A 25,415-nucleotide genomic window follows, 5' to 3' on the forward strand; every position below is an offset into this window, starting at 1 on the left:
TAATCGGTTAGCATTAGCAGTCGCATCCCTCGAGTGCCAGACCTGAAGGAGGAGCGCGTGCCGACCTACCAGTACGCCTGCAACGACTGCGGTGAGCAGCTCGAGGTCGTTCAGAAGTTCACCGACGATGCGCTGACGGTTTGCCCCGCTTGCCAGGGAAACCTGCGGAAGGTCTTCTCCGCTGTCGGCATCGTGTTCAAGGGCTCGGGCTTCTACCGGACTGACAACCGCTCGTCCTCGACCTCGACCTCCACCTCTTCTTCTGCTTCCTCGTCCTCGTCTTCTTCGAAGACCTCGGAGAGCAAGTCCTCCGACACGAGCTCGTCGAAGCCTGCCGCCGCTCCGGCCGCCGCCTCCAGCTGACCCGTGTGTGGCCGCCCAGCGCGGCCACCTATGGCGAGTTATCCACAGAACGGGATTCGGGCCGCCCGGGCTCGCGGCCGATCCGGCTACTCTCTCGGCCATGGTCACTCGCGCAGACATCGGCGTCATCGGCGGATCGGGCTTCTACTCCCTGCTCGACGACGCGGAGGAGATCGAGCTCGCCACGCCTTACGGCCCCCCGAGCGATGTCGTCACGGTCGGACGCATCGGCTCGCGGTCCGTCGCGTTCATCCCCAGACACGGGCGAGATCATCGTTTTCCGCCGCACCGCATCCCCTATCGCGCCAACCTCTGGGCACTGCGCTCCCTCGGCGTCCGCCAGGTGCTCGCGCCCAGCGCCGTAGGCTCGCTCAGACCGGAGTACGGCCCCGGCGCCTTGGTCATCCCTGACCAGCTCGTAGATCGCACCTCAGGGCGCGTACAGACCTATTACGACATCGACGGCGCGGTCCACGTCTCCTTCGCCGACCCCTACTGCCCCTCAGGCCGCGCCACCGCGGTGGAGACCGCCCGCGGCACCGGCTGGGAGACCGTCGACGGCGGCACCCTGGTGGTCATCGAAGGGCCGCGCTTCTCGACCCGGGCCGAGTCGCAGTGGTTCGCCGGCAACGGCTGGTCGATCGTCGGCATGACCGGGTTCCCCGAGGCGATCCTGGCCCGCGAGCTGGCCCTCTGCTACACGTCGCTCTCCCTGGTGACCGACCACGACGCCGGGGTGGAGGCCGGGCAGGGCGTGACGCACGACGAGGTCCTCGAGTTCTTCGCACAGAACGTCACGCGCATGCGCACCCTGGTGGCCGAGACCGTGCAGGCCCTGCCGGAGGAGCGCACGTGCCCCTGCGGCACGGCCCTCGACGGCATCAAGCTCCCCTTCGAGCTGCCGTGATCCCGTCCTGGCTGACCCGCTACGGCCGCCGTCGCCGCCTCATCGCGGCGGCGCTGGCCGCCCTCGCCGTCATGTCCGCGTTCGTCGCCACCCGTCCCGCCCCCGGGCCCACCGTCCTGGTGGCGACCCGCGACCTGTCACCCGGCCCCCTCGGCCCGGGCGACCTCGTCCCCGCCGCGCTCAACCACCCACCGGTGGGCGCCGTACGCGCGGGCGCGGCGGGCCAGGTGCTGGCGAGCCCCATGCGCAAGGGCGAGCCGCTGACCGACGTCCGCCTCCTCCGGTCATTCCGCCTCCCACCCGGCATGGTGGCCATACCTGTGCGCATAGCCGACGCGGCGGCCGCAAAGCTCCTCTCCCCCGGCGCCACGATCACCGTCCTGGCGACGTGGGAGGAGGGCCGACCGGCCCGCCCGGTGGCCGAGGAGGTGCAGGTCATCACCATCCCCCCTCCGGCCCAGGCCGCGACCGAGGCCCACGGCGCCCTGGTGGTGCTGGCAACCACTGCCACCCAGGCAGCTGAGCTAGCGGCGGCCCAGACCACCGGCCACCTCTCGATCACCATCAAACCTAACTTACTGTAATCGATCGATTACGATTCCCTCATGAAGGGACTCAAGCGCTTCCTCATCCAGGGAAACGTCATCGACCTGGCCGCGGCGTTCGCCCTCGGTGCGGCCTTCAACTCGGTCGTGCAGTCGTTCGTGGCCGACTTCCTCACGCCCCTGCTCTCGGCACTCGGAGGTCTGCCCGACTTCTCCTCGCTCAAGGTCACGGTGGGCCGGTCCGACTTCCTGTACGGCCACTTCGTCAACGCGGCCATCTCGTTCCTGATGATCTCCGCAGCGATCTACTTCCTGGTGGTGAGGCCGTACAGACAGCACAGAGACCGCACCGCAGCCACCGTAGGGGCCAGAACCCGCGACTGCCCCGAATGCCTGTCGAAGATCCCGAAGGCCGCGTCCCGCTGCGCCTTCTGCACGGCGCAGATGGCATAGCGCTGCTAGAGCCTGCTAGAACGCGCTAAAGCAGCGAATTGCTCTTCGGGTCATACTCCCAGTGCCACGGCTCGAACGGCCCGGTGTAGGCCCAGGCGGGATGGAACCACCCATACTTCTTGGAGTTCCTCTCCATCCACACGAACTCCGCGGACCCGGACCTCTCCACCCCGCCACACAGGTCCACGGCCAGGCCGAGCCCGTGGTTGCTCCGCCCCGGCACGGCGGCGAACCCCGGCCGCCGGTAGTAGATCGACTGCTGCTCGGCCAGGCTCCGATAGGCGTCCCTGACGCACATGCTCTTCCCGAACCGCTTCCGATAGGCCTCGTTCAGGCTCACGAAGGCGATGGTGGCATCGGCCCGCAGGCTGAACCCCTTCTGCTGCAACGGACAGAGCATGGCCTTGGGAATCAGACCATTGGGATACTGGTTGGCCGTCGCCGCCCGCAGCGGATTGCACCCCAGCGCCGCCCGCCCGACCTTGTCAACCTTGATCCCCATCTTCACGAGCGCCGCCGTGAGTGACTTCACGATCTTGTCCGATCGCTGCCGCAGCGTGTCAACCTCGGCCGACTCCTGCGCCTCGGCCAGCAGGTTCCCGGCGCGAAGCTCCTGCGCCTCCGCGGCCAGCCGCTCCGCCTCCTGATAGAGCGCGCTGGTCTGCTCGACGGCCTGCTGCCGTACGGAAAGGATCTGCGTCACATCGCTGAGCGCCCGCAGCGTGTTCTCATTCGCGCTCCCGGACACGAACGGCGTGATCCCGTCCCCCAGGAGCGGCTGCTCGTACAGCAACTCGGCCATCTGTGACACGGGCTGCCGCATCACCGCAACCCGCCGCTCCAGCTCCTGCAGCGCCGCCAGCTTCTCTTTCAGCTGTTTGTCGGATGCGGCGATGTCCGCCCGCCGCTTCTCGAGGGCCTTGGTGGCCTCCTCGAGCTCCTTGGCCGACTGCTCGGCCTCTTTCCGGAGCGCGCTGAGACTGCCGGGATCCGGCTTCTCCTGCACCCGTACGGCCTGCGCCTGCGCGCGCCCCTGCCCGGAAGGCACCACAAGAGAAGCCACCGCCATGACAACCGCGATCAGACCCGCTGATCGAGGGGCTGGCACGTTCGACTCCTCCGTTTGCAAACTCGTTACCCTGGTCAGGCACGCACGTTACTACAGCCCCCCGAGTGCCCGAGCCGAACTCGGGAGAGCTGTTATGAGACAAAAGACCCACCCTGTCCCCTCACCTCCACATAAGCGCCCCCGACGTATCGCCCCTCACAGATCAGGCGCTCCGGGCGCCAGCACGGGGATCCCGATCTCCATCCCCGCTGCCTGCCGCTCCCTTTCCAGGCACATGTCCCACAACCAGGTATCCGCCCACTCCTCGGGACACCCGCCACCCTCCTGCGTCCGCACAGGAGCCGGCGTAGCGGGCTCCTCATGCCTGGGCCCCACTTCGGTAGCGACGGGACGGGAAGCAGCCACCTCCGGCGGCGGGGACACCACCACCCGCACGGGCCCGGGCACCCCACCTTCGTACACCCGATCGGGATGCGCCGGCGCCCGCATCAACACCGGCCCGAACCCCAGCTTCCCGACGCCCTCCCGCACCCCCACCCGACCGCCACCACCCTGCTCAAACCCCCGCATCTCCCCGGCCAACAACCCCCCGGCCAGGATCGCCGGCGCCAACAACGCCCCGAACAACACGACGGGGCGCCGACGTGCTTGCTTGCATTGCCTCGTGGTCACAGGCAGACGCTATCCACGCGGGATGCGGCGGAATCTGATCACTTGTCATGCCTTTACCGCAGCTCAGAGCTCCCATAACCAACCCCACCAAACTGACCCCGGCCCTACGTCCCACGCAGTGCCAGACTTTCGCTAGGCTTACGAGAGTCCGCCTCCGTAGCTCAGGGGATAGAGCACCGCTCTCCTAAAGCGGGTGCCGCAGGTTCGAATCCTGCCGGGGGCACTCATCTCGACCAGGCATTTCAGCCCCTGACCTGCGGTTTCTTAGCCGCAGGTATTTTGCTTTAGTGGACCTTGATAGGCAGCCAAGGGCGCCCGTAGGCAGCCGTAGGACCATGATCCAGGGATATGGTCGGGATGATCTTGAAGGCGTTTGCCCAGGCTACTATCCGAATCGGGGTCATCCGAATCTTCCAAAAAAGGCTGGGCAGCCAAGATCGTCGTGCACTATGAATCGCCCCGGTTTCGGTGGAGACTTGATCTCTTGAGAGGATCGAGTCCATGCCAGGTAAGTCTCCCTACCCCGCCGAGCTGCGCCGTCGAGCGGTGCGGATGGTCGCCGAGGTGCGGCCGGATTACCCGACCGAGTGGGCCACGATCAACGCGGTGGCGACCAAGCTCGGCATCGGCACCGCGGAGACACTGCGCACCTGGGTCCGCCAGGCCCAGATCGACGAGGGCAGCCGGCCCGGCCGCACCACCGACGAGTCGGCCGAGCTGAAGCGGCTGCGCCGCGAGAACGCTGAACTCCGCCGCGCCAACGAGATCCTGAAGGCCGCGTCGGCTTTCTTCGCGTAAATATCATCGATATCGTCCCCGTCGGGTTCGCTCGTTTTTTCGCTGCCCCAGCTGGCTGCTGGTGGCTTGTCCCGATGTGCGGCCCAGCGGGGTCCTGCCGCCTGGTGTGGCTTGATAGGAGCGTGCCCCGGCTCGATTTAGGCGTGCCCGCCAGACCGGCATGGACCCAAACTGCCTGGTAGGAGCCCCCATCGGGAGGAACGGTTGGTCGTCATCGGCATCGATGCCCACAAGCGAACCCACACCCTCGTCGCCGTCGATCAGGTCGGACGTAAGCTCGCCGAACGCACCGTCCGCGCCACAGCGGAGGGACATGCCGACATCGCTGCCTGGGCCGCGCAATGGCCCACGGTGCTGTTCGCGATCGAGGACTGCCGGCATGTCAGCCGACGACTGGAAGGCGATCTACTGCGAGCCGGTCATCGAGTGGTGCGGGTCACCACCCAGCTGATGGCCGGGCAACGCCGCTCCGGCCGGGAGCGCGGCAAGTCCGACCCGATCGTGGACGGCCCGTCCCGAGAGGTGAAGCTGCTAGCCGACTACCGCGACGACCTGGTCCGGCAGCGGACCCGGATCTGTAGCCAGCTGCGCTGGCACCTGCACGAGCTCGACCCGGAGCTGGAGATCCCCTCCCGAGGGCTGCGCCGCCGGTGCGTGCAAGAGCGGCGCAGCGGCGAGGTGGGATCCCCACGCTCATCCGGCTCCACCAGGGCCAGCAGCATGGCCCGTAACTCCGAGTTGATGTCCACCAGCCGTTTACGTCCTCCGCCTAACCGGCGCGCCCGTCCCAGTGGCTCGGCACCGGCCTCCAGCTCATCCACGCCTCGTGAGACCGTGGCCTCGCGAACACTCGCCGCCCGGGCCACCGCCCGGATCCCGCCATGACCCAACGCGCGAGCCTCGGTGCCGAGCAGCAGCCGGCGTTGCCGCTCGTCCAGATGAGGCAAGATCGCCTCCAGCTTGGCCGCCAGCATCTTCACGGACTCGGCCGACACGCTCATACCAGACCATCGGCTGGGAACCCGGGATGCTACGAGTTATTTCTCTGCAGGTCCTTAGTACATGCTCGGCGGACGCGATCTGGCGACGTTCAAGCAGTTCGTGCTGGCCGACCTGACCGGCGTGGTGGTGCATGACCGCTACCAGAACTACGACGCCGCCGAGTTCGGCGTCCGGGATCATCAACTGTGTACCGCGCATCTCCTGCGTGACTTCGAAGATTGCGGCGAGACCTACCCGCAGGCGCGCTGGCCTCGGCAGCTCCAGATGGCGCTGCGTGGGCTGATCCACGCCGCCAACCTGGCCCGCGAGCACGGCCGAGCCGGCATTCCGGCGGGAACACTGGCCATGTTCACGAAGATGTTTCGTGGCGGGGTGGCCGTTGGCCTGTCGCAGGTCAAGCGGCTGCCAGGTCACCGGCAGGCTCCGCTCCGAGACCGCTACCGAGCAGCGCTACGCCGTCCGGGGCTACCTGTCCACCGCGCTCAAACACGGCCTTGACGTCATGACCGTCCTGCGTGACGCGCTGCTGGGAAATCTCTGGATGCCGCCCGACCCAAGCACGGCCTGACACTCGCTGAGCCGTAACCCTCCACACCCCGAGTCGATCACGCAGCGCGACAGTCAGACTCCAGGATGCGCTGCAGGTGAATGCTTACCCAAGAACGTGAACCGGGTGTGCTCATGCTCGCCCGTGCGGTCAGGGTCCTTGCAGTAGACGACGCGTCATCGCAGTACCGTTCGAACGTGATGGTCGGGAACTCCCGGACCAGCCACGCGTCGAACGCGTTGTGCACAAACAGGTTGGCGATCAAGGGTGAGATCGCCGAACCTGCGGGGTTCCGCGATCACGGGCGATGATGAGGGTGCCGTCCGGCTGCTGCATCGGGGCGGTCAGCCACCGCCGTACATACAAGAGGATCCACCGCTGATCCGGGAGATGTGGTGGGCGACGGCCCTGAATACCGGGTCGTGCGGCACGCTGTCGAAGAAGGCCCGGATGTCCATGTCGATCACCCAGTCCTTCCTCCAACACCGCATCCAGCACGCCCAGACCGCGTCAAGAGCAGATTTGCCCCGCCGGTAGCCGTAGGAGTCCTGGCGGAAGATCGGTTCGACCTTCGGTTCAGGTGCATCCGCACCACCGTCTGGGCCACCCAGTCAGGCACCGTGGGCACACCGAGCATCCGCACCCCGCGCCCGCCGGGCTTGGGGATCTCCACCGCTCTCACCGGCGGCGGGAAGTACGAGCCCGACGACAGCCGGCTCCAGATCCGATACAGGTCCCGGTCCGCCTCGAACTGCGCGATCGACTCCCCATCGACACCCGCCGCGCCCTTGTTAGCCTTGACTTCTGAAACGCCTCCCAGACCGTCCACTTGTCGATCTGAAACGGCTTGTCCTGCTGCCTGGGATCGCTCACCTGGCTCCTCCCGGACACCCCGATTGTAACCTTCAGTCGATCCAAGACCAAGAACGATCGAGGGCTTGTCACCATCAAATTTGACAGTTAGTTTGGAAACCAGACAAAGAAGGGTCTAGTCCGCCCACCAGTTCCGTGACGCCGGTGGCGGAGAAGTCACAGAGGTCATTGGAGATTGGATGACGAAAGGGGCCGCCTGGACAGGTGCGCCATCTGCAGTACCTGAGGACATCAGGAACCTGCTGCAAGATCAGCTCGTGGAGGTCTCCATCGCATCCTTGCGGTCGGCGATTTCGCCGCGTACTGGGCTGATTGACACGGAACACGTCAGAAAACTGCAAATGCTTAGGCAGGACTTCCCGCCCATACTCGTTCATCGCTCCACTATGCAGGTAATCGACGGTATGCATCGGTTGGCCGCCGCGAGATCCCAGGGTCGCAGTCACATCGCCGCCCGCTTCTTTGACGGAACATTAGATGAAGCATTCATCATCGCTGTTAACGCGAACATCGCCCACGGCCTGCCCCTGACGCTGTCCGAGCGTCGTACCGCCGCGACGCGTGTGCTGGAATCGCACCCTCAGTTGTCGGACCGATCGATCGGTGTCCTGGTCGGATTGGCCGCACGAACCGTCTCCTCGTTACGCAGACGTTCAACTGCGGAAAACCCGCAGTTGAACGTCAGGGTCGGCCAGGACGGGCGCGTCCGGCCAGTCGATCCGACCCAGGGGAGGCTGCGAGCCCGGAACATCATCACCGCCAAGCCCGAGGCGTCGTTGCGACAAGTCGCAAGGGAGGCGGGGATATCGGTCGGGACGGCCCGTGACGTGCGGAAACGGGTGCAGGCGGGAGCGCCGGCGTTACCAGAGGGGCAGCGGAGAAGAGCGGCCGACAACCGCCGCACAAACAAGAGGGATACATTCCTGGAGCGGACGGACCCGGACCTTCTCTTCGGGAAGCTCAGCCGGGACCCATCGCTGAGGTACTCCGAAACCGGGAGGGCTTTGCTGAATTGGCTCTCCGGCAAGGCGTGCGGCGTCTCCGCTGAAGAATGGCAGGCCTTCCTACAAACGACCCCGCCGCACTGCCGAATTCTGCTCGTTGAGATCGCTCACGCTTGCCAGCTCAGGTGGATGGAGCTTGCGAATCTGGTAGAGCTGTTGGAACGGCGCGCTTGATCGGCTGCCCGACATATCGGCACTCCGGAAAACACTCGGCTGTCGAAGAGGTTCCTTACAGCGACGAGGCGTCGCCAGCAGATGATCGCCGCAGCTAGCCTCGGGAACAATTCGTGGATGTCGTCGCGGACCTCCCAGCGGATATGCAGGCGCGGAACCTGTGCCGACAGAGCGCAACCCTCGGCAGGTTCCCGAGCCAGTCAATCTGCTGGGCAGAGGCCCGTGATGAGACAACTTCGATGACAACGTACAACAGAGCTCCTGAGCAGGAACTCCCATGGGAGCGCGGTGGAGAGCACGAACGTGATGCCCTGCAACGCCCAGTCAGTCATCCAGCCATTTCCGGTCTGGATGGCGTTGACGCCGCTCCACCTTCGGCAGCAGCAGCTCAATCCGCTCCCACAGACTGTCCTGCACGACCCACGGCAACTGCTCTCCCTTCTACACATGATGCTCAACCCGCAGCAGTCGGCGTCCCATTTCGCGCGGGCGAACGGGTGATCGCACCGGTTGGCGATCAGGTGGCCGATGTGGTCGGATAGTTGCCAGGAGTTCTTGCGGTTCACCTCGCCGAGGAAGGTCCGAAGGCTGGCGCGTGGTACCGGCCGCGTGAACAGCGGGCCCGCGACCCGCCCGGTCAGGGCCCGGAATTCGGCATCCCACGACATGACGAGATGGTGGTGAGCGACCAGATCACTCACCGAGTGTGTGCCAAGTACGCTTCGAATTCACTGCGAATCCTAAGATCCACAAATCCGATGCGGACAGGCAATTTTCTTCGCCATCCTTGGTTTTGTTGGAACCATCGTCGAAGCGGCCGCGGGTAGGCGGTTGTGGTGTGGAGTCACATATCCAACGGCGACCAGGCCACCGTCGCCGGTAAGCCGGTTTCCCGTGCTTGCAGGCTGGTTGAGAGCTCGCGCTCGATTGCGGTTTGTGCGGAACTGGTGCGCCGAGTGCCTGACGTCCGCAATTCTTCGACGCTCAGGATGCATAGTGAATCCAAGGTTGACTAGAGCACTAATTCGCTCACATTCTCTAGGAGTGGCACTGTCAGCTTAGATGGCTGCCTTGCATACCGATGCAAGCTATTCGCCAGCTGGCACAATAGACTACTAACGCGAACACCACATCGACACTAATAGTCAATCAAGTTAGTCTATCATCGCACCGCACTCACATAGAGGGATTCTAAGACACTCATGGTAAATGTCGGCTTGCTTGCTCAGCAGAAACAATGGCTGGAGCAAGTGTATCCAGTAGCATTGAATGGCAATCGTTCAAATATACTGTTTTTGTATCGGCTGCCAGGAAATGTAGATAGGATGCTACTTCAGTCCGCTATTAGAGAAGTCTGGAGTTCACAGCCAGCGCTTAGAGCGTATTTCCATCCATCCGCTGACGGCTGGCAACAGTGTTTTAGTGAACCATCTCATTCGGTACCTTATCGAGAGATTGACCTCAGCACGCTGGAACGGAAGGTCCAGCAAAGGGTCATGGTAGAAATGGCGGCAGAGCTAGATGCGACACTAGACTTGATGCATGGCCCACTGGCGCGTTTTGTGCTATTTAACCTTGGGGAGGATAGGCCACCCAGGCTTCTCGCAATTATCCATCATATAGTGAGCGATGCAGCATCTATCGGTGTCATTGAGCGTCAGATAGAACGGGCATATCGACACCACCTAACTGGTCAGCAATCCTTGGCCCTGAAGGTGGCCCCGTATCGCGAGTGTATTCAACAGATCAATACTTATGCCTCCTCCGCCGAAATGGCTAAGGAGCTGGACTTCTGGATTCGTCAGCCATGGGAGAGATTTGCTGCCCTCGTGAGCGGTAGATCCCGAGTTGACAGCGTTCCTATATACCATCTCGGCGAAGTGAGCAGAAGAATCGCTCTCCAGTTGTCCTCATCATCGATATTATCGCGTGATGACGCGATTGCGTCCCGCGACGTTATCATGGCCGCCGTATCGGATGTATTTACGTCTACAGCCGGTGGCGATATCGCACTCCAAACAGCGCATAACGGCAGGACCTTGAGGTGGATATCAGGAGATGGCACAACGCCTGAACTCGAAAAAACAGCGGCCCGGCAGCGGCCAATTCTGCCCGCTGGTGTGATGCAGACTGTCGGGTTCTTCTCCGTGGCTGCGGTTAACTTCATGCCCAGTCGGGGATCCGCGTCAATCCGCGAATATGCCCTTAATGTAAGGAAATGTGTTTCCTCCATACCGAATGAAGGCGCTGGTTACGGATTGCTGCGATGGCTCGGATACCCGCAGGTGATCCAGCAAAGGGTTGAAATTTCCGGATTGGAGCCATGGTTTTCCCTCAACCACATAGTGCAGCAATCGGCATCCTCCGCACCCGTAGGTGTTGGAGAAGCCGATGGACACTCCCTAGACCACATCAGCCCAGACACTAACCCACTCGAAAGATCGCCACGGTTTACCGAAGTCTCACCGAGGTCCTTCAGAAGGGAATTTCTCAGGCGGGCTGAATCCTTGCCATTCCACCGGGACGCCTTCAACCCTCATCCGCCGCTGCGACTGACCATCGTGGAAGCAGAAGCTACTGTTGACCTAATTGCTCGTTATGACACCAAGTTGTTTGATCGGGAGGACATCAAACAACTCGTTGACCGATGCGCGGACGCATTGTTTCAGTATTGCTCTGAACTTTCCTGATCACGCCGCGCACAAACATATAAGGATGTATCCCCCATCCTCCTCCCGGCTTTGAAGATCGAGTCATGTTGAGGCGTATGTTGCCGCCGGTTTGAGGTGGGCGATTGGGGATGCAAGCCGTCAGGTGAGCCTGTTGGGCGAGGTCGTGGATGGCAGCGCGGTAGGCGCGTGAAGCGGCGCGTAGTCGGCTGTCGGCCGGAGGGTCAGGATCGGTGATCTGGGCCAGGCCGGGGATCAGGAAGCGTTGGGCCAGGTGGGCGAGGAAGAGCGCATACTCGATCCCGGTCGAGATGACCTTATAGGTGCGGCTGCGTGGGACACGGCGGATGATCCCGTGGGCATGGAGCCTGCGTAGGTCGTAGCTGAGCTGGCCGCTGGTCATGGCCTCGGGAGTCAGCCCCAGCAGGGGCGCGAGGTGCAGGCGCAGAATGCCGGCTAGTGAAGCCGGCGGGTAGCAGGGCCAGGGCTCAGCAGTCGCTGAGCAGTGCGCGGGGGTCGGTGAAGCGCAGGCCGGGGATGCGGGTCCCGTCGGGGGTGATGACGGGGTTGGTGATCGCGGTCAGGGCGGCGTGGCCGTCTGCTGGATCGTGGCTGATGCATTGAACGTCGAGCAGACGTCGGTTGCGGTGAAGCCGACCTGCTGAAGGGCGGGCAGGGAAGTCAGCTCTTTGGTGGCTCACTTCAGACGAACGGTAACGGACTTTGGACGCTGGTAGTCGCCTAGGGCGAGGACGCTGAGATCGGTGCCGTACCCCGAGCTGCGCCGACCGCCGTGAGGCAGCTCAGCGGCCTGGTCCAGATGACAGTTGACCCAAGCCTCACCGCAGTTGAGCGAAGTAGCCAGGTCCAGGGCGGTACTGGTGTCCCGGCTCCAGACGCTCCCGGCGAGGGCCTGCTCCACGCTGTTGGCCAACTGCACCGCATGGGCCAGGTCACGGGCTCGCTGCACAGTGAGCACCGGGCCGAAGACCTCCTCCTGAATGGCCGGATCGTCGTCGGGAAGCTCCGCCAGGATCGCGCTCGCCCTCCAGTAGCCGCCATTCTCATCGGCCGCCGGTGTAACCGGTGCCACATATCGCACGCCTGCCCCAGATGCGCTGAGGATCCGGTCATAGCGGTCAAGTTGGCTGGGATTGTTGAGTGGACCGAAGTCGATCCCTGCTATGCGCACCTCCATGGCTTTGACCAGTCCCTCGACGACCGTGGTGTAGTTCTCTGCGAGCGCGATCACTCGTGCCGGAGCCGCGCAGCTCTGTCCAGCGTTGTATGTCGCAGCACCGACGATCGACGTGAAGGTGTTCTCCGGGGCGTCAGGCAGGACTAGGACCGGGCAGTTTCCGCCCAACTCGAGGCTGACGCGACGCAATCCGGCGCGCCGCGCCACGTCGAGCCCGGCAGAGGAACTCCCGGTGAAGGCGATGGTGTCTACTGCGCTCTCGACGAGGATCCGCCCCGTCTCTCGATCTCCAGTGACCACGTCGACGACGTATTCGCCGAGAATTTCCTCTGCGTCCTTCGCCAGCAGCAGAACACTGTCAGGCGTGGTTTCCGCTGGCTTCAGCACGACGGTGTTTCCAGCAGCCAAGGCGGGCCCCAGCCGCCAGGCAGCCATCATGAGCGGGTAGTTCCAGGGAGTGACGGCCGCTACCACGCCGAGGGGTTCCCACCGCACCCAGCTCTCTCTGCCTTCCATACGAAGGCCGGCAGCAGGTGTCAGTTCGGTCCTCGCGGCTCCCGCGTAGAACCGTATGACGTCGGCGGCCTGAATAATCTCGCCCCTGGCCTCCTCAAGAGGTTTTCCAGTCCCTGCCACCTCAGCACGCACATACTCCTCCTGGCGTTCCTCAATGCGCTCCGCCAGGCGCAGAAGTTGTCGAGACCTCCCACCTGGCGTCAGGCTACTCCAGGCTTGCTGAGCCTCTCGTGCGGCCTCGACGGCTCTGGCGACTTCGGGGATGCGGCAATTGGGAAAAGAGGAACGAGTGAATCCAGTGCGCGGATCAGTCACTCTGCTCAGGATTGTCATGGTCTGTGAGCGTAGCGATACGTTGCGGCCAAGCCCATAGCTGGCAGAATCCCTATTCACGACCCGAAGTGCTGGAGTCTCAGGGTGCTCCTGGGAAGTTGCCAGGCAGCCTCCAGAGGTTCACTCCCTGATCTGTGCCTGCGACGCCTATCAGGCCGGAGTATTCGCCACGCCCGCTACATCGAAGGCTTCTACAACCGACGGCGTTCCACTCGGCGCTGGGCTACCGGTCGCTCCAGGAAGTCCTCATCGAACACGATTCATCCCAGATAGCCGCATAGGCTACGCCCACAAGCTGATTGTCCGGAAAGAGCCGGGCCCTCAGGTTGATGAGCCGGAGCCGTAGCGAGCCGACGCCTTGCGATGGTGCCGATGACCCCGGCCATATAGTTCAATGTTGAACGCGATAAATCAACCGCAGCGCGGCAGAACAGCATGCGTGCGTAGCCCCTGGTAGCGATGGATCGATTATGGTGATCAACTCATCTACCAGGGGTTTCTCTACGCTCTTAGGCAAACGCTAGCTTCGCGATCAGGCTGTGATCAGCAGCCCCTTGCCGAAGGATGAAAAGGCTCACTCTACAAATTTTGTCGCATACAACAAGCCTCAGCCGCTGTCAGACGCGTCTCGCGGGGTGGCCCGAAGCGCCGGTGGCTATTGACAATAATTTGGGCCAGCCCGGATCATGAGATCGAGCGCATGACCTTGGCAAGCGATCTTGTTATGTCATGCTAATAAAATGGCCCCTGCTTGGGCTCGTTAATTTGGCGGTGATCATGCACCAGACGCCTTCCCTTGTATGCATAGTCGGCCCTGTCAAAGTGAGCCATTTGTCGGCATTTGTGCAACATTATCGGCACCTAGGGATCGAGCGATTTCACTTAGGATTTCACTTTACAGACTATGTTCCCGCTCCGGTGAGGGAGTCACTGAAGCGGGCATGTATGGAGCTAGTGGGATCACCAGAATTCGTTCATGTAGGTCCATGGCATGAGCAGACGTATAACATCCTACGCGATCGTCTCCGCGAGTTAGCGGGTGAGGGCTGGCATCTCGTAACTGACAGCGACGAATTCCATGCTTACCCTTCTCCAATTGGAGAAGTTATCAAAGCTGCTGAGTGCGCGGAAAGCGGTGTGGTGCAAGGGGTAATGCTGGATCGCATCTCCCCTGCGGGCTCGCTGGATGTCAATGAGAGCACATCTGGCGGCGTCGAAGCGCTTGCCTATCTAGACAAGACCTATTCGCTTGGCTGCTTTTTGACTCACCGCCTACTTCACGGAGATCCAAGGAAAATCGTATTAGCGCATTCAAGCGTTCCCCTTACCGCCGGCAGTCATCACAGCCATAAGGGCGCTCCGGCGAACGATCCGCCGATTCCTGTGCATCATTTTAAGTGGCGTCGCGGAATAGTAGAGGACCTCAATCGGAGGCATAAGCACTTCGGAGAAGGCACGTGGGAGGAGATGAGTCCAGCTGTAAGAAACGAAGCTAGGCGATTCCTATCTCACATACGAGTGAATGATGGCAATATAAATATTTCCGATCCGCGGTTAAATTGCCGCCCAGTTACGCTACGCGAAGTTCCGCCATGGTGGGCTGAAGAGTCTCGCAAAGTCATAGCTGAATTTCATGCCAAGTTCGCACCTCGCCGCTAGCTCTCAGCATGACAGATTCATCCGGGCAGAGCACCGGCTCCCGGCGTCTCCCACCAGGACCTCTGATGACTAGGCGAGTTGGATCGATCGCGACAGTGGCGGCGAGCGTGTACGACTGCAACTCGATTGATTTGTTCGTGATCGAGAGCAGGGCTCATGGTTAATCGCCTTCATTTTCTACTGGGCCAGAATCAAGCCACATAGGCTCGCCTTCATGATGGAGGTGAAGAGGCACGTATTCGCGCTTAGCCAATTGCAGCTTCCTGCCCGACCGAGTCGCAACACCCGCCCCCTTCAAACGGAGCAATTAATACTTGCCAGGCGCTTCGTGGGATCGATGATGGCCGGGGTGAATCAGCTGCATGAGATCACTGTCGGCCTTTCGAATTCCATTGCCGGCTATATGTCAGCCTTCCCGACGTCCCGCTGCTGGACAAGGCGGTGGCAGCTTGGTCCTCGATCTCCACGGCGTCAGCACGAAACATCGCTACCTGTACTGATCTCTTCATGCGTCTGATCCTCCTGAGTGTCGCGCTCAGGGCCAAGTACCGAAGCCGAGCATTCGCTGTTGTCAGCCAGTAGTCTCGTGCCGCGTCACGGCAATTTATGCCGTGACAGTTAGTCCTCGCGAATTTATCCATGGGCGCAGCATTAGAAAGAACCAGGCATTGGTCACCAAAAGAGAAGGCTCCGCAATTGAAAGACGTACGCGAATTGGGTGGTTAACCTGGTGGAGCTTGATTTCTAATGATTGATAAGATACTCGAAGACGTCTATGCAGCGATGCTTGCGCGCCCGCAAGCTAGCCTAACGGAGCTTCAGGAAGAACTCGGCATTCCTTTGGGCTCCCTGCGGCGAGCCGTCGTGGGACTCAATGAGCTCGCCCTGATCCGGCAGAGTGGGGACAATCCGGAGGCCTTCCTTCTGGTTGATCCAGAGAAGCCGCTGCAGTCGCTGATAGCTCGTGAGGCGGCGCTACTCGCGGCCGCGCATCAGCGACTGGAGGAGACTCGAGTGATTGCAGCCAGGCTTGTGGCAGACTTCGCCGCAGCCAGACCGCAGGAGCAGGAAGCCTACGTCAAGCGCCTCGACGGCATCGGGGAAATCAAGGACCACATCAGCGCGTTGTGCCGGGAGGGGTGCAGCGAGGTCATGACACTGGCCCCGCGGGACACCCAGGGCGCTGCCAGTATCGAGGCGGGCCAGGATGCGGAGCTGCTCGGACGCGGTGTGCGGATGCGGACGGTCTACCTGGACAGTATGCGCAACGACCCCGCAACCAAGGCATACACTACCCGGCTCGTTGCCCTCGGTGGCGAGGTGCGCACGACACCTTCCCTGCCCATCGGGCTGATGATTCTCGGTGAAGTCGCCGTCTTGCCACTAGACAGTGCTAGGAGTCAAGCAGGCGCGATGGTGCTCACCGGAAATGGAGTGCTTGTAGCGCTGCGAAGCTTGTTCGAGAAGATCTGGCAGGACTCGGTGCCTTTTCACACGAAGTCCGCCGACCGGGACAAGCGCGGGCTTAGCCGTCAGGAGGCAGAAGCCCTGCGCCTGCTGGGAGAAGGGCTCACCGACCAGGCAATCGCCAGGAAACTCGGGGTTTCGCCACGCACGGCGCGACGGATTTCGGCAGAGCTTATGCAGTTGCTAGACGCGCGAAGTCGCTTCCAAGCGGGCGTCCGCGCCATGGCCCGCGGCTGGGTCGAGCCCTGGTGAGATCATTCCGTACGCCAAACAGAGCATAAGGTGAAGAACTGCGAACTAGTGAGCTGACTCATCATAATCCTGGAGAAGAGCCCCTCTGAGATCATCAGAGACAAGCTTGGTTCCCGTACTACCGTCGTAGACGCCAGCGGGAACGGCCGAGTGGCGGCGCGCAATTCCGGCCCGCGCCCCGTGGCCGGAGAGTTTTGATCAGGCGCTGGAAAGCACGACCCTTTCAAGGAAGTTCTCGAGAGTCACAGCCTGTAGACGCCGTGCAGGACGGGGAGGTGGTGGTGTTGTCGCGAATTGCGGATGTTGTGCTTGCTGGCCCCTGGCCAGCGACCCCGACCAGCGAATGGTAGATGTCGAACGACCGACTGATGGTCTACTGAGACTCGCATGGACGTGATTCTCGTCTTGCGTGGTGATTGAGTAGTTGAAACTCATAAACCGAAAACTCATAGAGGGTGTATACAATGCAGATGCAAGAGGCCCTGGATGAACTTGGTGCTTCCCCCTCCCTCCTTGATACCGAAACGATTGAAGACCTTGATCGCATTGGCTTCGCTACGATCCCCGGCATCATGCCCCGGGAGCTGCTCGAACAGTTTCGCGAAAGCCTCGCAAGACTGGAAGCTCGCGAAGGACAGGACGGCGGGAAGGAAGTCGGACAAGAGCTCGGCGCCTATCGACTATCGGATTTAGTGAACAAGGACAGTATCTTTGATATATGTTTTACGCATCCAAAACTACTGGCAGCTGTCGCGCATGTACTTCGCGACTTCAAGATTTCATCGTGCAGCAGCCGGGCCGTACTGCCAGGTCAGGGGCATCAGACACTACATGCCGACTGGTGGGGAACGGAGCCGGAATTCGGCGACTACCAGGTCTGCAATTCTATTTGGCTGCTTGATGATTTCACAAGCCACAATGGATCGACCCGCTTCGTACCCGGCACGCATATCTCCAGAGGCTCTTCGGCTTGCATCGCAATCGAACACGAGAAATCGCATCCGAAGGAGGTATTGCTGACCGCGCCCGCCGGGACCGTTGTAGTCTTCAACGGCCATATCTGGCACGGTGGAACGAAAAACCAGACTAACTCGCGACGCCGGTCACTCAATGCATACTTTACCCGGCGACACAACTCCCAGCAGCTGAATCAAGCAGCGTTCGTCCGCCCCGAAACGCTCGCACGGCTCGGTCATGCGGCAAGATTCATTCTTGACGTCTGACGAAAACAGCCATATCCATACCTATCAATTCTGAAAGGACAGAAGGATGCGTGTAAGCAGGCAACCGGCCGGAACGACGTCTGGTCATGAGGGGCAGCCACCGACACCCGTGGACGCGTACAAACTGGACACGGAAGCAGGGCTCTCGATTACCGTGTGGACGTACGGCGCCACTTTGGTAGATGTCCGCCTCACCACGGAATCCACCGGGCCGTCCGATAATCTAGTACTTCGCTTGAAGGACCTGGCGGCATATGAGCATCGCGCCGGCAATCCCTATATCGGGTCTACCGTCGGGCGCTTTTGCCGGAAGGTGGACTCGGGCCGCCTGGTTCTCGACGGACACGTTCACCAACTCGATCTCAATGACTACGGTAGCCATATTCACGGTGGCGAGCTGGGCTTCGATCGTTATGTATGGCAGGCCGAGGTAGTGGAGGAGCCTGACCAGCTCGCGCTCCACTTGAGCCTGACCAGCCCCCACGGCGACCAAGGGTATCCGGGCGAGGTGAAGGCGGAGACGATCTACCGCGTCGACAGTGCGAACCGGCTCACCCTCGAGCATCGCGCTACCACCACCTCTCCCACCATCGTCGGAATGACGAACCATTCCTACTGGAACCTGGCGGGCAGCGGCACGATTGACGGACAAGAACTGCACGTGAACGCCTCCCGTTTTCTCGAGTTCGTCGACGAACTTCCGGTGCCAGGACCGCCCGCTCCGACGGCCGGCACGCCGCTGGACTTCACCTCTCCCCGCAAGCTCGCCGACTGTCACGTCGATAACTTCTTCATCCTTGACGACTCTTCCTTCGCGGCCGAGTTGTACGACTCTGGCAGCGGCCGCCGCATGCGGGTGACCACCGACCAGCCGGGACTCGCAGTATTTACGGCCGATCCGCCTCACCTGTTCTCCGTGCCGCGCACTGGACTGACCCTCCAGGCGAGCGCATTCCCCGATGCGCCGAATCGGCCGGATTTCCCCTCCGCACGGCTGGACCCCGGCCAGATCTATGTGAGCCGTACCGTTCACGAATTCCTCTCGTAGTAGAAGGGCCGGCTAGAGTCAGTTGGCGTCGCAGTGTTCCCGGCTCGCGACACGATGCGTCCGGAGCACTTCGCCCGACTAGCAGAGGGCACGGGTTCGAGTCGATCTTCACACATTGCGGCCAGCTGACTCACGCCTTTATCCCGGCTATCCCGGCGCAAGTACTGGCACATCTACGTCTGCGTTCACCACTCCGCCCGCGGCGGCGGTTGCGAACAGCATGATCCGGATCGGAAGTGCGGTCTGCTCAGCGTTGCCCTATCCACACGGCCAAGCAGGTCGTGAGTGCCCATCACCTGTCCAGCGGCAGTCTGCAATTCGGTATCGGCGCCGGCTGGAACGTGAGGAACTGGGGAACCATGGCACCCAGCCCCAGGACTGGCATGGGACTCATGCGTGAGTGCACGGAGGCGATGATCGACCTGGGCGCGCAAAGAGGCAAGTTGACCGGGGCAAGCACGTGGCCCTGAGAGGATCTGGTCATGGCCGATTCCGGCCCCACGGCCGTATCCGTCGGTGGTCGTCGGCGGCCTCAACCCGACCGTCCCGGAGCGGGTGCTCGCTTACGGCGACGCATGGCTTTCGCACTTCAGCGGCGAGTGCGTGCTGGAGCAGGCAAGAGAACTGCAGGCGCGCGGACAGGCCCATCGACCTGCTGGTCATCGGACATGTGGCGGACCCGCGGGCTCTCGACGCCGACGGGGTGCCGGCTTTCGGCGCACCCGCAAGCGGCTCACCTCCCGCGTTCAGCTCATCGACGCCCAGCGACACCGCCGACTCATGCACGCCCGCGGCCTTGGCTACCGTGCGAATCGCGCCATGACCCATCCTGCGGGCCTCGACACCTACTGATCTTCGTCGGCAACCTCCGGTGACCTGGTCTATTTGAGGCACCTGACCGACGAGGCGGTCTTCTCGGCAGAGACCATCACCCAGGAGGACCTGGAAGGGACGGCTGGACGGTCAAGTACTTCTTCCGTGTGGTCGTTCGGTCCGCACGTTAGCCAGGGGAAGGCGCTCGTCCGATAACGGCCGGAATGCCGCGAACCATGCCGGGAACTCCTCTAGCGAGTCGAGGACTACGTCGGCGGAACCCAGCTCGTCGCGCGTATGCCGACCGGTGGCCACGGCCACCGCGGTCGCCCGCGCGCCGACCGCGGCCGCGATGTCCGTCGGCTGATCCCCTACGTAGACCAGCACGCCGTGGGCCAGCAGCGCCGATCGCTTTTCGGATGCTCCCCCCGCCGAGCCGATGACCTCGGCGACCGGGAGCCGCTCACGGGCCAGATGGAGCCGCGCGGTGTCCTCTCGCTGTCCCGTGATCATGATGAGGCGGCCACCGCGCCGACGGACCGCTGCCACCGCCGCTGCCGCTCCGGGCAGAGCGCGGGCGTATTGAATGCCTTTGAGGCGGTAGACCTCCCGGTAGCAGGCCGCCAGCCGTGCAGCGATCTCCGGCGATACCTGACTTTCCAGCAGATCCCGCAGGCCGGGCCCCAGCCCGTCGATCAGCCGCGGGATATCCAGGGTCACGCCGACCCGGCGGGCGGCCTCCGCCAGCGTGGCGGCGATGGCCGGCGTGGTGTCGATCAGGGTGGCGTCGAGGTCAAAACCGACAACCATTTCCCCGCAGCCGGGCGCGGCGAAATCGGAATATGCAATCACTGACGGGACATCCTCCATGGACAGGCGTACATTGGATGGCGTGAGTCAGACTCCCGATACAGACGCGGGCCCGTTGTGCCTTTACGGATTCTTCCGCCCTCGGGTGGAGCGAGCCGAGCAACTCAGGCAGCTCCTTCTGTCGTTGGTTGAACCTAGCCGGAAGGAACCGGGTTGCCTCCAGTACAATGTAACCGCCGAGGCCGACGGAAGCCTGTTCGTATATGAAATCTGGCGCTCGCGGAAGAACCTCGAACTGCATAAGCGCACTCCGCATATGATCGAATTCGCCAGGATCTTCTGGGAGCATCGCTCGGAGTTCCTCCGAGATGAGATCGAGTCCCACTCCGGACTGCTCCTTGAGCCCTGACGACAAATACGCGCGATCTCCTAGAGGAATTCGAAGTGTTGGTAGAGAATGCAGATATACGGTAACAGCGTACGCACGGGCATTCATTCGGGGCAAATTCACGGTGATTACAACACCTGTCGGGAACTGTGGACGCGCGCCGACGAACTCGGCTACGACTGGGTGTCGCTGATCGACCACTTCAGGCCGCACGTCTACCCTCCCGGCCATCCCTGTTTCGAGGGCACGACGCTGTTGGCCGCGATGGCCGCAAGCACCAGTCGCATTCGCTGCTCGATCTTGGTGTCGGCCATCACCTGGCGGCATCCGGCAATCTTGGCGAACGTCGCGTCCACGGTCGACCACATCTCGAACGGTCGTCTTGAACTCGGCGTCGGAGCGGGCGGGCCCGACCGCGCGTACGGCGAATACCGCATTCCGTTCCCGGACAGCGCGACGCGCGTCGAGATGCTCGAAGAGGCCTGCCAGGTTATCCGCGGGCTGCTCGACCGCGACATGACCACCTTCCACGGCAGGCATTTCTCGCTCCAGGAGGCGCACCTGGCGCCGAAGCCCGTGCAGAGGCACATCCCGCTCATCGTCGGTGCGGAGGGACTGCGCGGCGCACTGCGGGTAGCGGCCGGCCACGGCGACATCTGGAACACGCTCGCTTGCGGCGCGCGTTCCTACCAGACAAAGCTAGCGGCCTTCGAGGCCCACTGCGAGGCCGTGAACCGGGACCCGCGCGATGTGCGGAAATCCGTGACATTCCGGGCGGTGCTCGCCGACACTGAGGGCGCGGCTCAGAAGCGCGCCCGGGCGCTTCTGGAAGACGCACCCGGTGAGGTCCGCGCGGAGTACCTGACTTTGGGCAATCCAGACGCCTGTCTCGACGACCTCAAGAGATTCGCCGATCTCGGTGTACGCGATTTCCTGCTCGCGGTGAAGCCGCCGATAGACTGGCACACGCTGGAGGTTTTCGCCGAACGCGTCGCACCGCGGCTACGTGCTTACGTCACCCAGTCCCCAGGGTGAACTGTAACATGGATCACATGACTCAAATCCCAGAGAAGCCGACACTTGACGGCCTGGAGGCCAAGTGGGATGCCTGGTGGCAGGAACAGGGCATCTATCGGTTCGACCGGACAAGGACGCGCGAAGAGGTCTACTCGATCGATACCCCGCCCCCGACCATCAGCGGGTTCCTGCACCTGGGGACCGCGTTCGGGTACATCCAAGTCGACGCGATCGCCAGATTCCGGCGCATGCTCGGATACATGGTGTTCTACCCGATGGGCTGGGACGATAACGGGCTGCCGACAGAGCGCAGGGTCCAGAACCACTATAACGTGCGCTGCGACCCGCAAATACCTTATGATCCAAATTTGACCATGGCGAGCCCTAACGACGGGGAAATGCTCGTAATATCACGGGCTAACTTCATCGACCTGTGCAAAGAGTTCACGGCCGAGTATGAGCAGTCATTCGAGCAGCAATGGCGGGACATGGGCCTGTCGGTGGACTGGACCCTCACGTACTCGACGATCGACGATCGCTCGCGAAGAACGGCGCAGCATGCATTCCTGGCCAACCTGAGGCGGGGCGAGGCATACGCCGCCGAGGCGCCGAGCATGTGGGACGTGGACTTTCAGACCGCCGTCGCGCAGGCGGAGGTCGAGGACCGGGAAGTCGCGAGCGCGTACCACGGGCTGGCGTTCCGCCGCGCGGACGACGGTGTGGTCATCGAGGTGCAGACCACCCGCCCCGAGTTGCTGCCCGCCTGCGTCGCCCTCGTTGCCCACCCCGATGACGAGAGGTACCAGGCGCTGTTCGGTTCCGAGGTCCTCACTCCGGTGTTCGGCGTGCGGGTTCCGGTACTCGCGCACCGGCTCGCCGACCCGGAGAAGGGATCGGGCATCGCGATGATCTGCACGTTCGGCGACTCCACCGACGTGGTGTGGTGGCGTGAATTTGGTCTGCCGGTGCGGTCCGTCATCCAGAACGATGGGCGCTTTAAACGAGAGATCCCCGAGTGGCTGCCCAACGGCGACGCTTATGCCGAGCTCGCCGGCAAGACCTCGGTCCAGGCCCGGCGGGCCATCGTCGAGCTGCTGCGGGCGGACGGCAGCCTCCTCGGCGAGCCGAGGCAGATCAAGCACACGGTGAAGTTCTTCGAGAAGGGCGACCGCCCACTCGAGATCGTCACCAGCCGCCAGTGGTATATAAGGAACGGCGCGAACGACCCGGACCTGCGCAAAAGGCTTCTCGACGCGGGAAACGAGCTACGCTGGCATCCGGACTTCATGCGGCGCCGGTACGAGCACTGGGTGGAAGGGCTCAACACCGACTGGCTGATCAGCCGCCAGCGGTACTTCGGGGTGCCGTTCCCCGTGTGGTACCGAGTGAGCGACTCCGGTGCGCCCTTGTGGGACGACATGATCCTCCCGGCCGAGGGCGACCTGCCCGTCGACCCGCAGAGCGATGTACCGGCCGGCTACACGGAAGCACAGCGGGGCGCTCCCGGTGGTTTTGTCGGCGACCCCGACGTCATGGACACCTGGGCCACGTCGTCGCTGACCCCCGAGGTCGCCGCCAGTTGGCCGGCCGATCCGGACCTGTTCGACCGCGTCTACCCCATGGACCTGCGACCACAGGGACCGGAGATCATCAGGACATGGCTGTTCTCCACCGTGCTACGGGCGCTGTTCGAGCACGGTGAGCTCCCCTGGAGCAACACGACCATCAACGGCTGGATCCTCGATCCCGACCGGAAAAAGATGTCCAAGTCCAAGGGCAATGTGCTGACCCCGATGCCGCTCTTGGAGCAGTATGGCGCTGATGGGCTTCGCTACTGGGCCTGCCACGCCGCGCCCGGCACGGATACGGCCGTCGACCACGCGCAGATGAAGGTCGGCAGGCGCCTCGCCGTCAAGATCCTCAATGCGACCAAGTTCGCGCTCGGACTCGGGCTCGCGGACGCGACAAGCGTCGACGATCCGACGACCGCCGACATCACGGAGCCGCTAGACGCGGCGATGATCAGCGAGCTGGCCGCACTGATCGAGGAGGCCACAGAGTCCTTCCGCGGCTACAACTATCACCGGGCGCTTGACCGGACGGAGACGTTCTTCTGGCACTTCTGCGACGACTACCTCGAGCTTGTCAAGACGCGTGCCTACTCCGGCGAGGAGGCCGGGCGGTCGGCCCGAGCCGCGCTGAGGATCGCACTGTCCGTACTGCTGCGGCTGTTCGCCCCCTTCTTGCCGTTCGCCGTCGAAGAGGCATGGTCGTGGTGGCACAAGGGTTCCGTGCATAGTGCCAGGTGGCCGCAGGCAAGCGAACTATCTGGCGTCGCAGTGCCGGACAACGGGGCCATCCTTGACGCCACGAGTTCCGCCCTGCGGGACGTCCGCAAAGCCAAGTCGGAGGAAAGACGTTCGCAGCGTACCCCCGTGGCCTCGCTGGTGATCGAGGAGCTCCCCGAACGGGCCGCGGCGTTGCGGATGGCGGAGACCGATCTGCGACAGGCTGGGACCGTCGAGAACCTCGTTATCCGCGAGGCGGCCGAGCGCCGCGTAGTGGTCGAACTCGCCCCATCGAGTCATGGGCCAGCCTGAGGTGCCACCCCGGTGGGAGGTCGCGACCGACCCCGCCGAGGTGCACAACCTGCTGATCGCCAGTGACGCCGAGCAGGGGTCGCGCTATGCGATTGCGCCCCCGCAGCGGAATCTGTCCAGCACGATGCGGCGAGTCGAGGCGGGCGAGGTCCACCTACTCCGGATCGGCGCGGAGCCCGCCGCGGCCTTCACGCTCTCCGCGGACCCGCCCTTCGAGCTCGGCGCCGGCCTGTTCCCTCCTGCCGTTGCACCGCTGTACCTGAGCCGGCTGTGCGTGTCGCCGAAGCATCTGCGAGCGGGCTCGCTCGTTGGCGTACGGTGCCTGCGCGAGGCGATCAGGATGGCCGAGAACGCGGACGCCGACGCGTTGCGGTCACAGGCCAATCCGGACTTCACCGATGTCCTGGACATGCTCACGCTGCACGGGTTCCGGCCCTGGGGGCCGATCGCCACGCACGGGCCGCTGCGATCGGTGAATATGCAGAAGGATCTTGCGGTTACGACGACTCGCGCAACTTTTCGGCGAGCCTAGCCCGCAGGATCTTGCCGGTCGGGTCCGGGGTATCGCGCCGGTCCGGACAATCCGCCTGGGGATCGCCGATGCTGGCAGCACGCCCGCCAGTGCCTCGCGCAGGGCGGACCCGTCGACCGGCCCGGCGGAGACCACCGCGGCGACAATCTGTTCGCCGTCCAGGTTGTGCGGAGCCGTCACACAGGCCACATCAGTAATTCCCAGCAGACGGGCGATAAACCGCTCGACCTCCTCCAACGAGACCGACTCGCCGCGAACCTTGGCGATGTTCTTGCTGCGTCCCGTAGGCACGAAGAGGACGGCCGGGCGGCGCCGCAGCCTTCTCGAAGCCCAGGTTTCCGGTGTGGAACCACCCTGCCGGAACGCCTCGGCGGTGGCGAGCGGGTTACCCTAGGAGCTGTTTGGGGTTCGGATCTTGGTGAGGGTCGGTGGTGGGCTGGCCGTGGCTGGTAGAACTCGGATGTGGCACGCTTCGATGTGACC

General features: G+C 63.0%; 19 protein-coding genes, 1 tRNA gene and 4 pseudogenes. 17 read left to right on the forward strand and 7 right to left on the reverse strand.

From position 1 onward, the window contains the following. Positions 1 to 57: 57 nt before the first annotated feature. The 4 genes from AB0H84_RS11890 (at position 58) to mscL (ending at position 2,268) form a co-directional block, all read left to right on the forward strand. Positions 58 to 363, forward strand: coding sequence for an FmdB family zinc ribbon protein (locus tag AB0H84_RS11890; protein ID WP_357601969.1), 306 nt, complete (start codon positions 58 to 60; stop codon positions 361 to 363). A 100-nt stretch (positions 364 to 463) separates the two neighbouring features. Next, positions 464 to 1,270, forward strand: coding sequence for an S-methyl-5'-thioadenosine phosphorylase (locus tag AB0H84_RS11895; protein ID WP_357601971.1), 807 nt, complete (start codon positions 464 to 466; stop codon positions 1,268 to 1,270). Then, entirely contained in the window at positions 1,267 to 1,854 is a 588-nt protein-coding gene (locus tag AB0H84_RS11900) for an SAF domain-containing protein (RefSeq protein ID WP_357601975.1), read from the forward strand. Before AB0H84_RS11895 ends, AB0H84_RS11900 begins: the two co-directional genes overlap by 4 nt. 21 nt (positions 1,855 to 1,875) lie before the next feature. Continuing rightward, the gene (mscL, locus tag AB0H84_RS11905) at positions 1,876 to 2,268 is read left to right on the forward strand and encodes a large conductance mechanosensitive channel protein MscL (protein WP_357601976.1); all 393 of its coding nucleotides are present in this window, start codon (positions 1,876 to 1,878) and stop codon (positions 2,266 to 2,268) included. Between the two features lie 25 nt (positions 2,269 to 2,293). Here the strand turns inward: mscL and AB0H84_RS11910 are convergent, their stop codons facing one another. Further along, positions 2,294 to 3,337, reverse strand: coding sequence for a D-alanyl-D-alanine carboxypeptidase family protein (locus tag AB0H84_RS11910; RefSeq protein WP_357601979.1), 1,044 nt, complete (start codon positions 3,335 to 3,337; stop codon positions 2,294 to 2,296). An 822-nt stretch (positions 3,338 to 4,159) separates the two neighbouring features. Here AB0H84_RS11910 and AB0H84_RS11915 point away from each other — a divergent pair. The 3 genes and pseudogenes from AB0H84_RS11915 to AB0H84_RS11925 all read left to right on the forward strand — a co-directional run. Next, positions 4,160 to 4,232: transfer RNA gene (locus tag AB0H84_RS11915), tRNA-Arg, on the forward strand. A 278-nt stretch (positions 4,233 to 4,510) separates the two neighbouring features. Further along, a pseudogene (locus AB0H84_RS11920) lies at positions 4,511 to 4,792 on the forward strand (transposase); the annotation flags it as partial. Between the two features lie 219 nt (positions 4,793 to 5,011). After that, positions 5,012 to 5,293, forward strand: a pseudogene (locus AB0H84_RS11925) (transposase); the annotation flags it as partial. Between the two features lie 179 nt (positions 5,294 to 5,472). Here AB0H84_RS11925 and AB0H84_RS11930 read toward each other — a convergent pair. Then, positions 5,473 to 5,808, reverse strand: a pseudogene (locus AB0H84_RS11930) (ISAzo13 family transposase); the annotation flags it as partial. Between the two features lie 61 nt (positions 5,809 to 5,869). On the opposite strand from AB0H84_RS11930, the gene AB0H84_RS11935 reads away from it, so the two are divergent. Then, complete coding sequence (locus AB0H84_RS11935; RefSeq protein ID WP_357601981.1) at positions 5,870 to 6,307, forward strand: transposase; 438 nt, start codon at positions 5,870 to 5,872, stop codon at positions 6,305 to 6,307. Positions 6,308 to 6,700: 393 nt separating this feature from the next. Here AB0H84_RS11935 and AB0H84_RS11940 read toward each other — a convergent pair whose 3' ends face one another. Then, positions 6,701 to 6,967, reverse strand: coding sequence for a reverse transcriptase domain-containing protein (locus AB0H84_RS11940; protein ID WP_357602046.1), 267 nt, complete (start codon positions 6,965 to 6,967; stop codon positions 6,701 to 6,703). A gap of 441 nt (positions 6,968 to 7,408) precedes the next feature. On the opposite strand from AB0H84_RS11940, the gene AB0H84_RS11945 reads away from it, so the two are divergent. Further along, on the forward strand, positions 7,409 to 8,407 hold the full coding sequence (locus tag AB0H84_RS11945) for a hypothetical protein (RefSeq protein WP_357601984.1): 999 nt from the start codon (positions 7,409 to 7,411) through the stop codon (positions 8,405 to 8,407). 1,202 nt (positions 8,408 to 9,609) lie between these two features. Beyond that, on the forward strand, positions 9,610 to 11,097 hold the full coding sequence (locus AB0H84_RS11950; protein ID WP_357601986.1) for a condensation domain-containing protein: 1,488 nt from the start codon (positions 9,610 to 9,612) through the stop codon (positions 11,095 to 11,097). Here the strand turns inward: AB0H84_RS11950 and AB0H84_RS11955 are convergent. Together AB0H84_RS11955 and AB0H84_RS11960 are read right to left on the reverse strand one after the other, a co-directional pair. Then, complete coding sequence (locus AB0H84_RS11955) at positions 11,036 to 11,479, reverse strand: hypothetical protein (RefSeq protein WP_357601988.1); 444 nt, start codon at positions 11,477 to 11,479, stop codon at positions 11,036 to 11,038. The two genes, AB0H84_RS11950 and AB0H84_RS11955, sit on opposite strands and share 62 nt — an antisense overlap. 294 nt (positions 11,480 to 11,773) lie before the next feature. Continuing rightward, positions 11,774 to 13,123, reverse strand: coding sequence for an aldehyde dehydrogenase family protein (locus AB0H84_RS11960; RefSeq protein ID WP_357601991.1), 1,350 nt, complete (start codon positions 13,121 to 13,123; stop codon positions 11,774 to 11,776). Between the two features lie 2,406 nt (positions 13,124 to 15,529). Here AB0H84_RS11960 and AB0H84_RS11965 point away from each other — a divergent pair. The 3 genes from AB0H84_RS11965 (at position 15,530) to AB0H84_RS11975 (ending at position 18,772) form a co-directional block, all read left to right on the forward strand. Then, complete coding sequence (locus AB0H84_RS11965) at positions 15,530 to 16,501, forward strand: helix-turn-helix transcriptional regulator (protein ID WP_357601993.1); 972 nt, start codon at positions 15,530 to 15,532, stop codon at positions 16,499 to 16,501. A gap of 464 nt (positions 16,502 to 16,965) precedes the next feature. Then, positions 16,966 to 17,724: a phytanoyl-CoA dioxygenase family protein gene (locus tag AB0H84_RS11970; RefSeq protein WP_357601996.1), complete on the forward strand. Its 759-nt coding sequence runs from the start codon at positions 16,966 to 16,968 to the stop codon at positions 17,722 to 17,724. A gap of 46 nt (positions 17,725 to 17,770) precedes the next feature. Then, complete coding sequence (locus AB0H84_RS11975) at positions 17,771 to 18,772, forward strand: aldose epimerase family protein (protein WP_357601997.1); 1,002 nt, start codon at positions 17,771 to 17,773, stop codon at positions 18,770 to 18,772. A gap of 963 nt (positions 18,773 to 19,735) precedes the next feature. Here the strand turns inward: AB0H84_RS11975 and AB0H84_RS11980 are convergent. After that, entirely contained in the window at positions 19,736 to 20,455 is a 720-nt protein-coding gene (locus tag AB0H84_RS11980) for an HAD family hydrolase (RefSeq protein WP_357602000.1), read from the reverse strand. On the opposite strand from AB0H84_RS11980, the gene AB0H84_RS11985 reads away from it, so the two are divergent. The 4 genes from AB0H84_RS11985 to AB0H84_RS12000 are packed head-to-tail and all read left to right on the forward strand — an operon-like array spanning position 20,454 to position 24,932. Then, positions 20,454 to 20,804, forward strand: a complete 351-nt coding sequence (locus tag AB0H84_RS11985) for a putative quinol monooxygenase (protein ID WP_357602003.1) — start codon at positions 20,454 to 20,456, stop codon at positions 20,802 to 20,804. The genes AB0H84_RS11980 and AB0H84_RS11985 overlap by 2 nt on opposite strands. Positions 20,805 to 20,852: 48 nt before the next feature. Next, positions 20,853 to 21,818, forward strand: a complete 966-nt coding sequence (locus tag AB0H84_RS11990) for an LLM class flavin-dependent oxidoreductase (RefSeq protein ID WP_357602005.1) — start codon at positions 20,853 to 20,855, stop codon at positions 21,816 to 21,818. 8 nt (positions 21,819 to 21,826) lie between these two features. After that, positions 21,827 to 24,400, forward strand: coding sequence for a valine--tRNA ligase (gene valS / locus AB0H84_RS11995; RefSeq protein ID WP_357602007.1), 2,574 nt, complete (start codon positions 21,827 to 21,829; stop codon positions 24,398 to 24,400). Then, entirely contained in the window at positions 24,387 to 24,932 is a 546-nt protein-coding gene (locus AB0H84_RS12000; protein ID WP_357602048.1) for a hypothetical protein, read from the forward strand. Before valS ends, AB0H84_RS12000 begins: the two co-directional genes overlap by 14 nt. Positions 24,933 to 24,959: 27 nt before the next feature. On the opposite strand, the pseudogene AB0H84_RS12005 reads toward AB0H84_RS12000, so the two are convergent. After that, positions 24,960 to 25,223 (reverse strand): annotated as a pseudogene (locus AB0H84_RS12005) (hypothetical protein); the annotation flags it as partial. Between the last annotated feature and the right edge of the window lie 192 nt (positions 25,224 to 25,415).

It is taken from the genome of Nonomuraea sp. NPDC050786, assembly GCF_040654115.1.
In the GTDB taxonomy this organism is placed as follows: domain Bacteria; phylum Actinomycetota; class Actinomycetes; order Streptosporangiales; family Streptosporangiaceae; genus Nonomuraea.

What these genes read in the sequence shown, in the direction of transcription:
- AB0H84_RS11895 (WP_357601971.1), top strand. Translation starts at nt 464, where the DNA reads ATGGTCACTCGCGCAGACATCGGCGTCATCGGCGGATCGGGCTTCTAC.
- mscL (WP_357601976.1), top strand. Translation starts at nt 1,876, where the DNA reads ATGAAGGGACTCAAGCGCTTCCTCATCCAGGGAAACGTCATCGACCTG.
- AB0H84_RS11910 (WP_357601979.1), bottom strand. Translation starts at nt 3,337, where the DNA reads ATGGCGGTGGCTTCTCTTGTGGTGCCTTCCGGGCAGGGGCGCGCGCAG.
- AB0H84_RS11935 (WP_357601981.1), top strand. Translation starts at nt 5,870, where the DNA reads ATGCTCGGCGGACGCGATCTGGCGACGTTCAAGCAGTTCGTGCTGGCC.
- AB0H84_RS11945 (WP_357601984.1), top strand. Translation starts at nt 7,409, where the DNA reads ATGACGAAAGGGGCCGCCTGGACAGGTGCGCCATCTGCAGTACCTGAG.
- AB0H84_RS11950 (WP_357601986.1), top strand. Translation starts at nt 9,610, where the DNA reads ATGGTAAATGTCGGCTTGCTTGCTCAGCAGAAACAATGGCTGGAGCAA.
- AB0H84_RS11955 (WP_357601988.1), bottom strand. Translation starts at nt 11,479, where the DNA reads ATGACCAGCGGCCAGCTCAGCTACGACCTACGCAGGCTCCATGCCCAC.
- AB0H84_RS11960 (WP_357601991.1), bottom strand. Translation starts at nt 13,123, where the DNA reads ATGACAATCCTGAGCAGAGTGACTGATCCGCGCACTGGATTCACTCGT.
- AB0H84_RS11965 (WP_357601993.1), top strand. Translation starts at nt 15,530, where the DNA reads ATGATTGATAAGATACTCGAAGACGTCTATGCAGCGATGCTTGCGCGC.
- AB0H84_RS11970 (WP_357601996.1), top strand. Translation starts at nt 16,966, where the DNA reads ATGCAGATGCAAGAGGCCCTGGATGAACTTGGTGCTTCCCCCTCCCTC.
- AB0H84_RS11975 (WP_357601997.1), top strand. Translation starts at nt 17,771, where the DNA reads ATGCGTGTAAGCAGGCAACCGGCCGGAACGACGTCTGGTCATGAGGGG.
- AB0H84_RS11985 (WP_357602003.1), top strand. Translation starts at nt 20,454, where the DNA reads ATGGACAGGCGTACATTGGATGGCGTGAGTCAGACTCCCGATACAGAC.
- AB0H84_RS11980 (WP_357602000.1), bottom strand. Translation starts at nt 20,455, where the DNA reads ATGGAGGATGTCCCGTCAGTGATTGCATATTCCGATTTCGCCGCGCCC.
- AB0H84_RS11990 (WP_357602005.1), top strand. Translation starts at nt 20,853, where the DNA reads ATGCAGATATACGGTAACAGCGTACGCACGGGCATTCATTCGGGGCAA.
- valS (WP_357602007.1), top strand. Translation starts at nt 21,827, where the DNA reads ATGGATCACATGACTCAAATCCCAGAGAAGCCGACACTTGACGGCCTG.
- AB0H84_RS12000 (WP_357602048.1), top strand. Translation starts at nt 24,387, where the DNA reads ATGGGCCAGCCTGAGGTGCCACCCCGGTGGGAGGTCGCGACCGACCCC.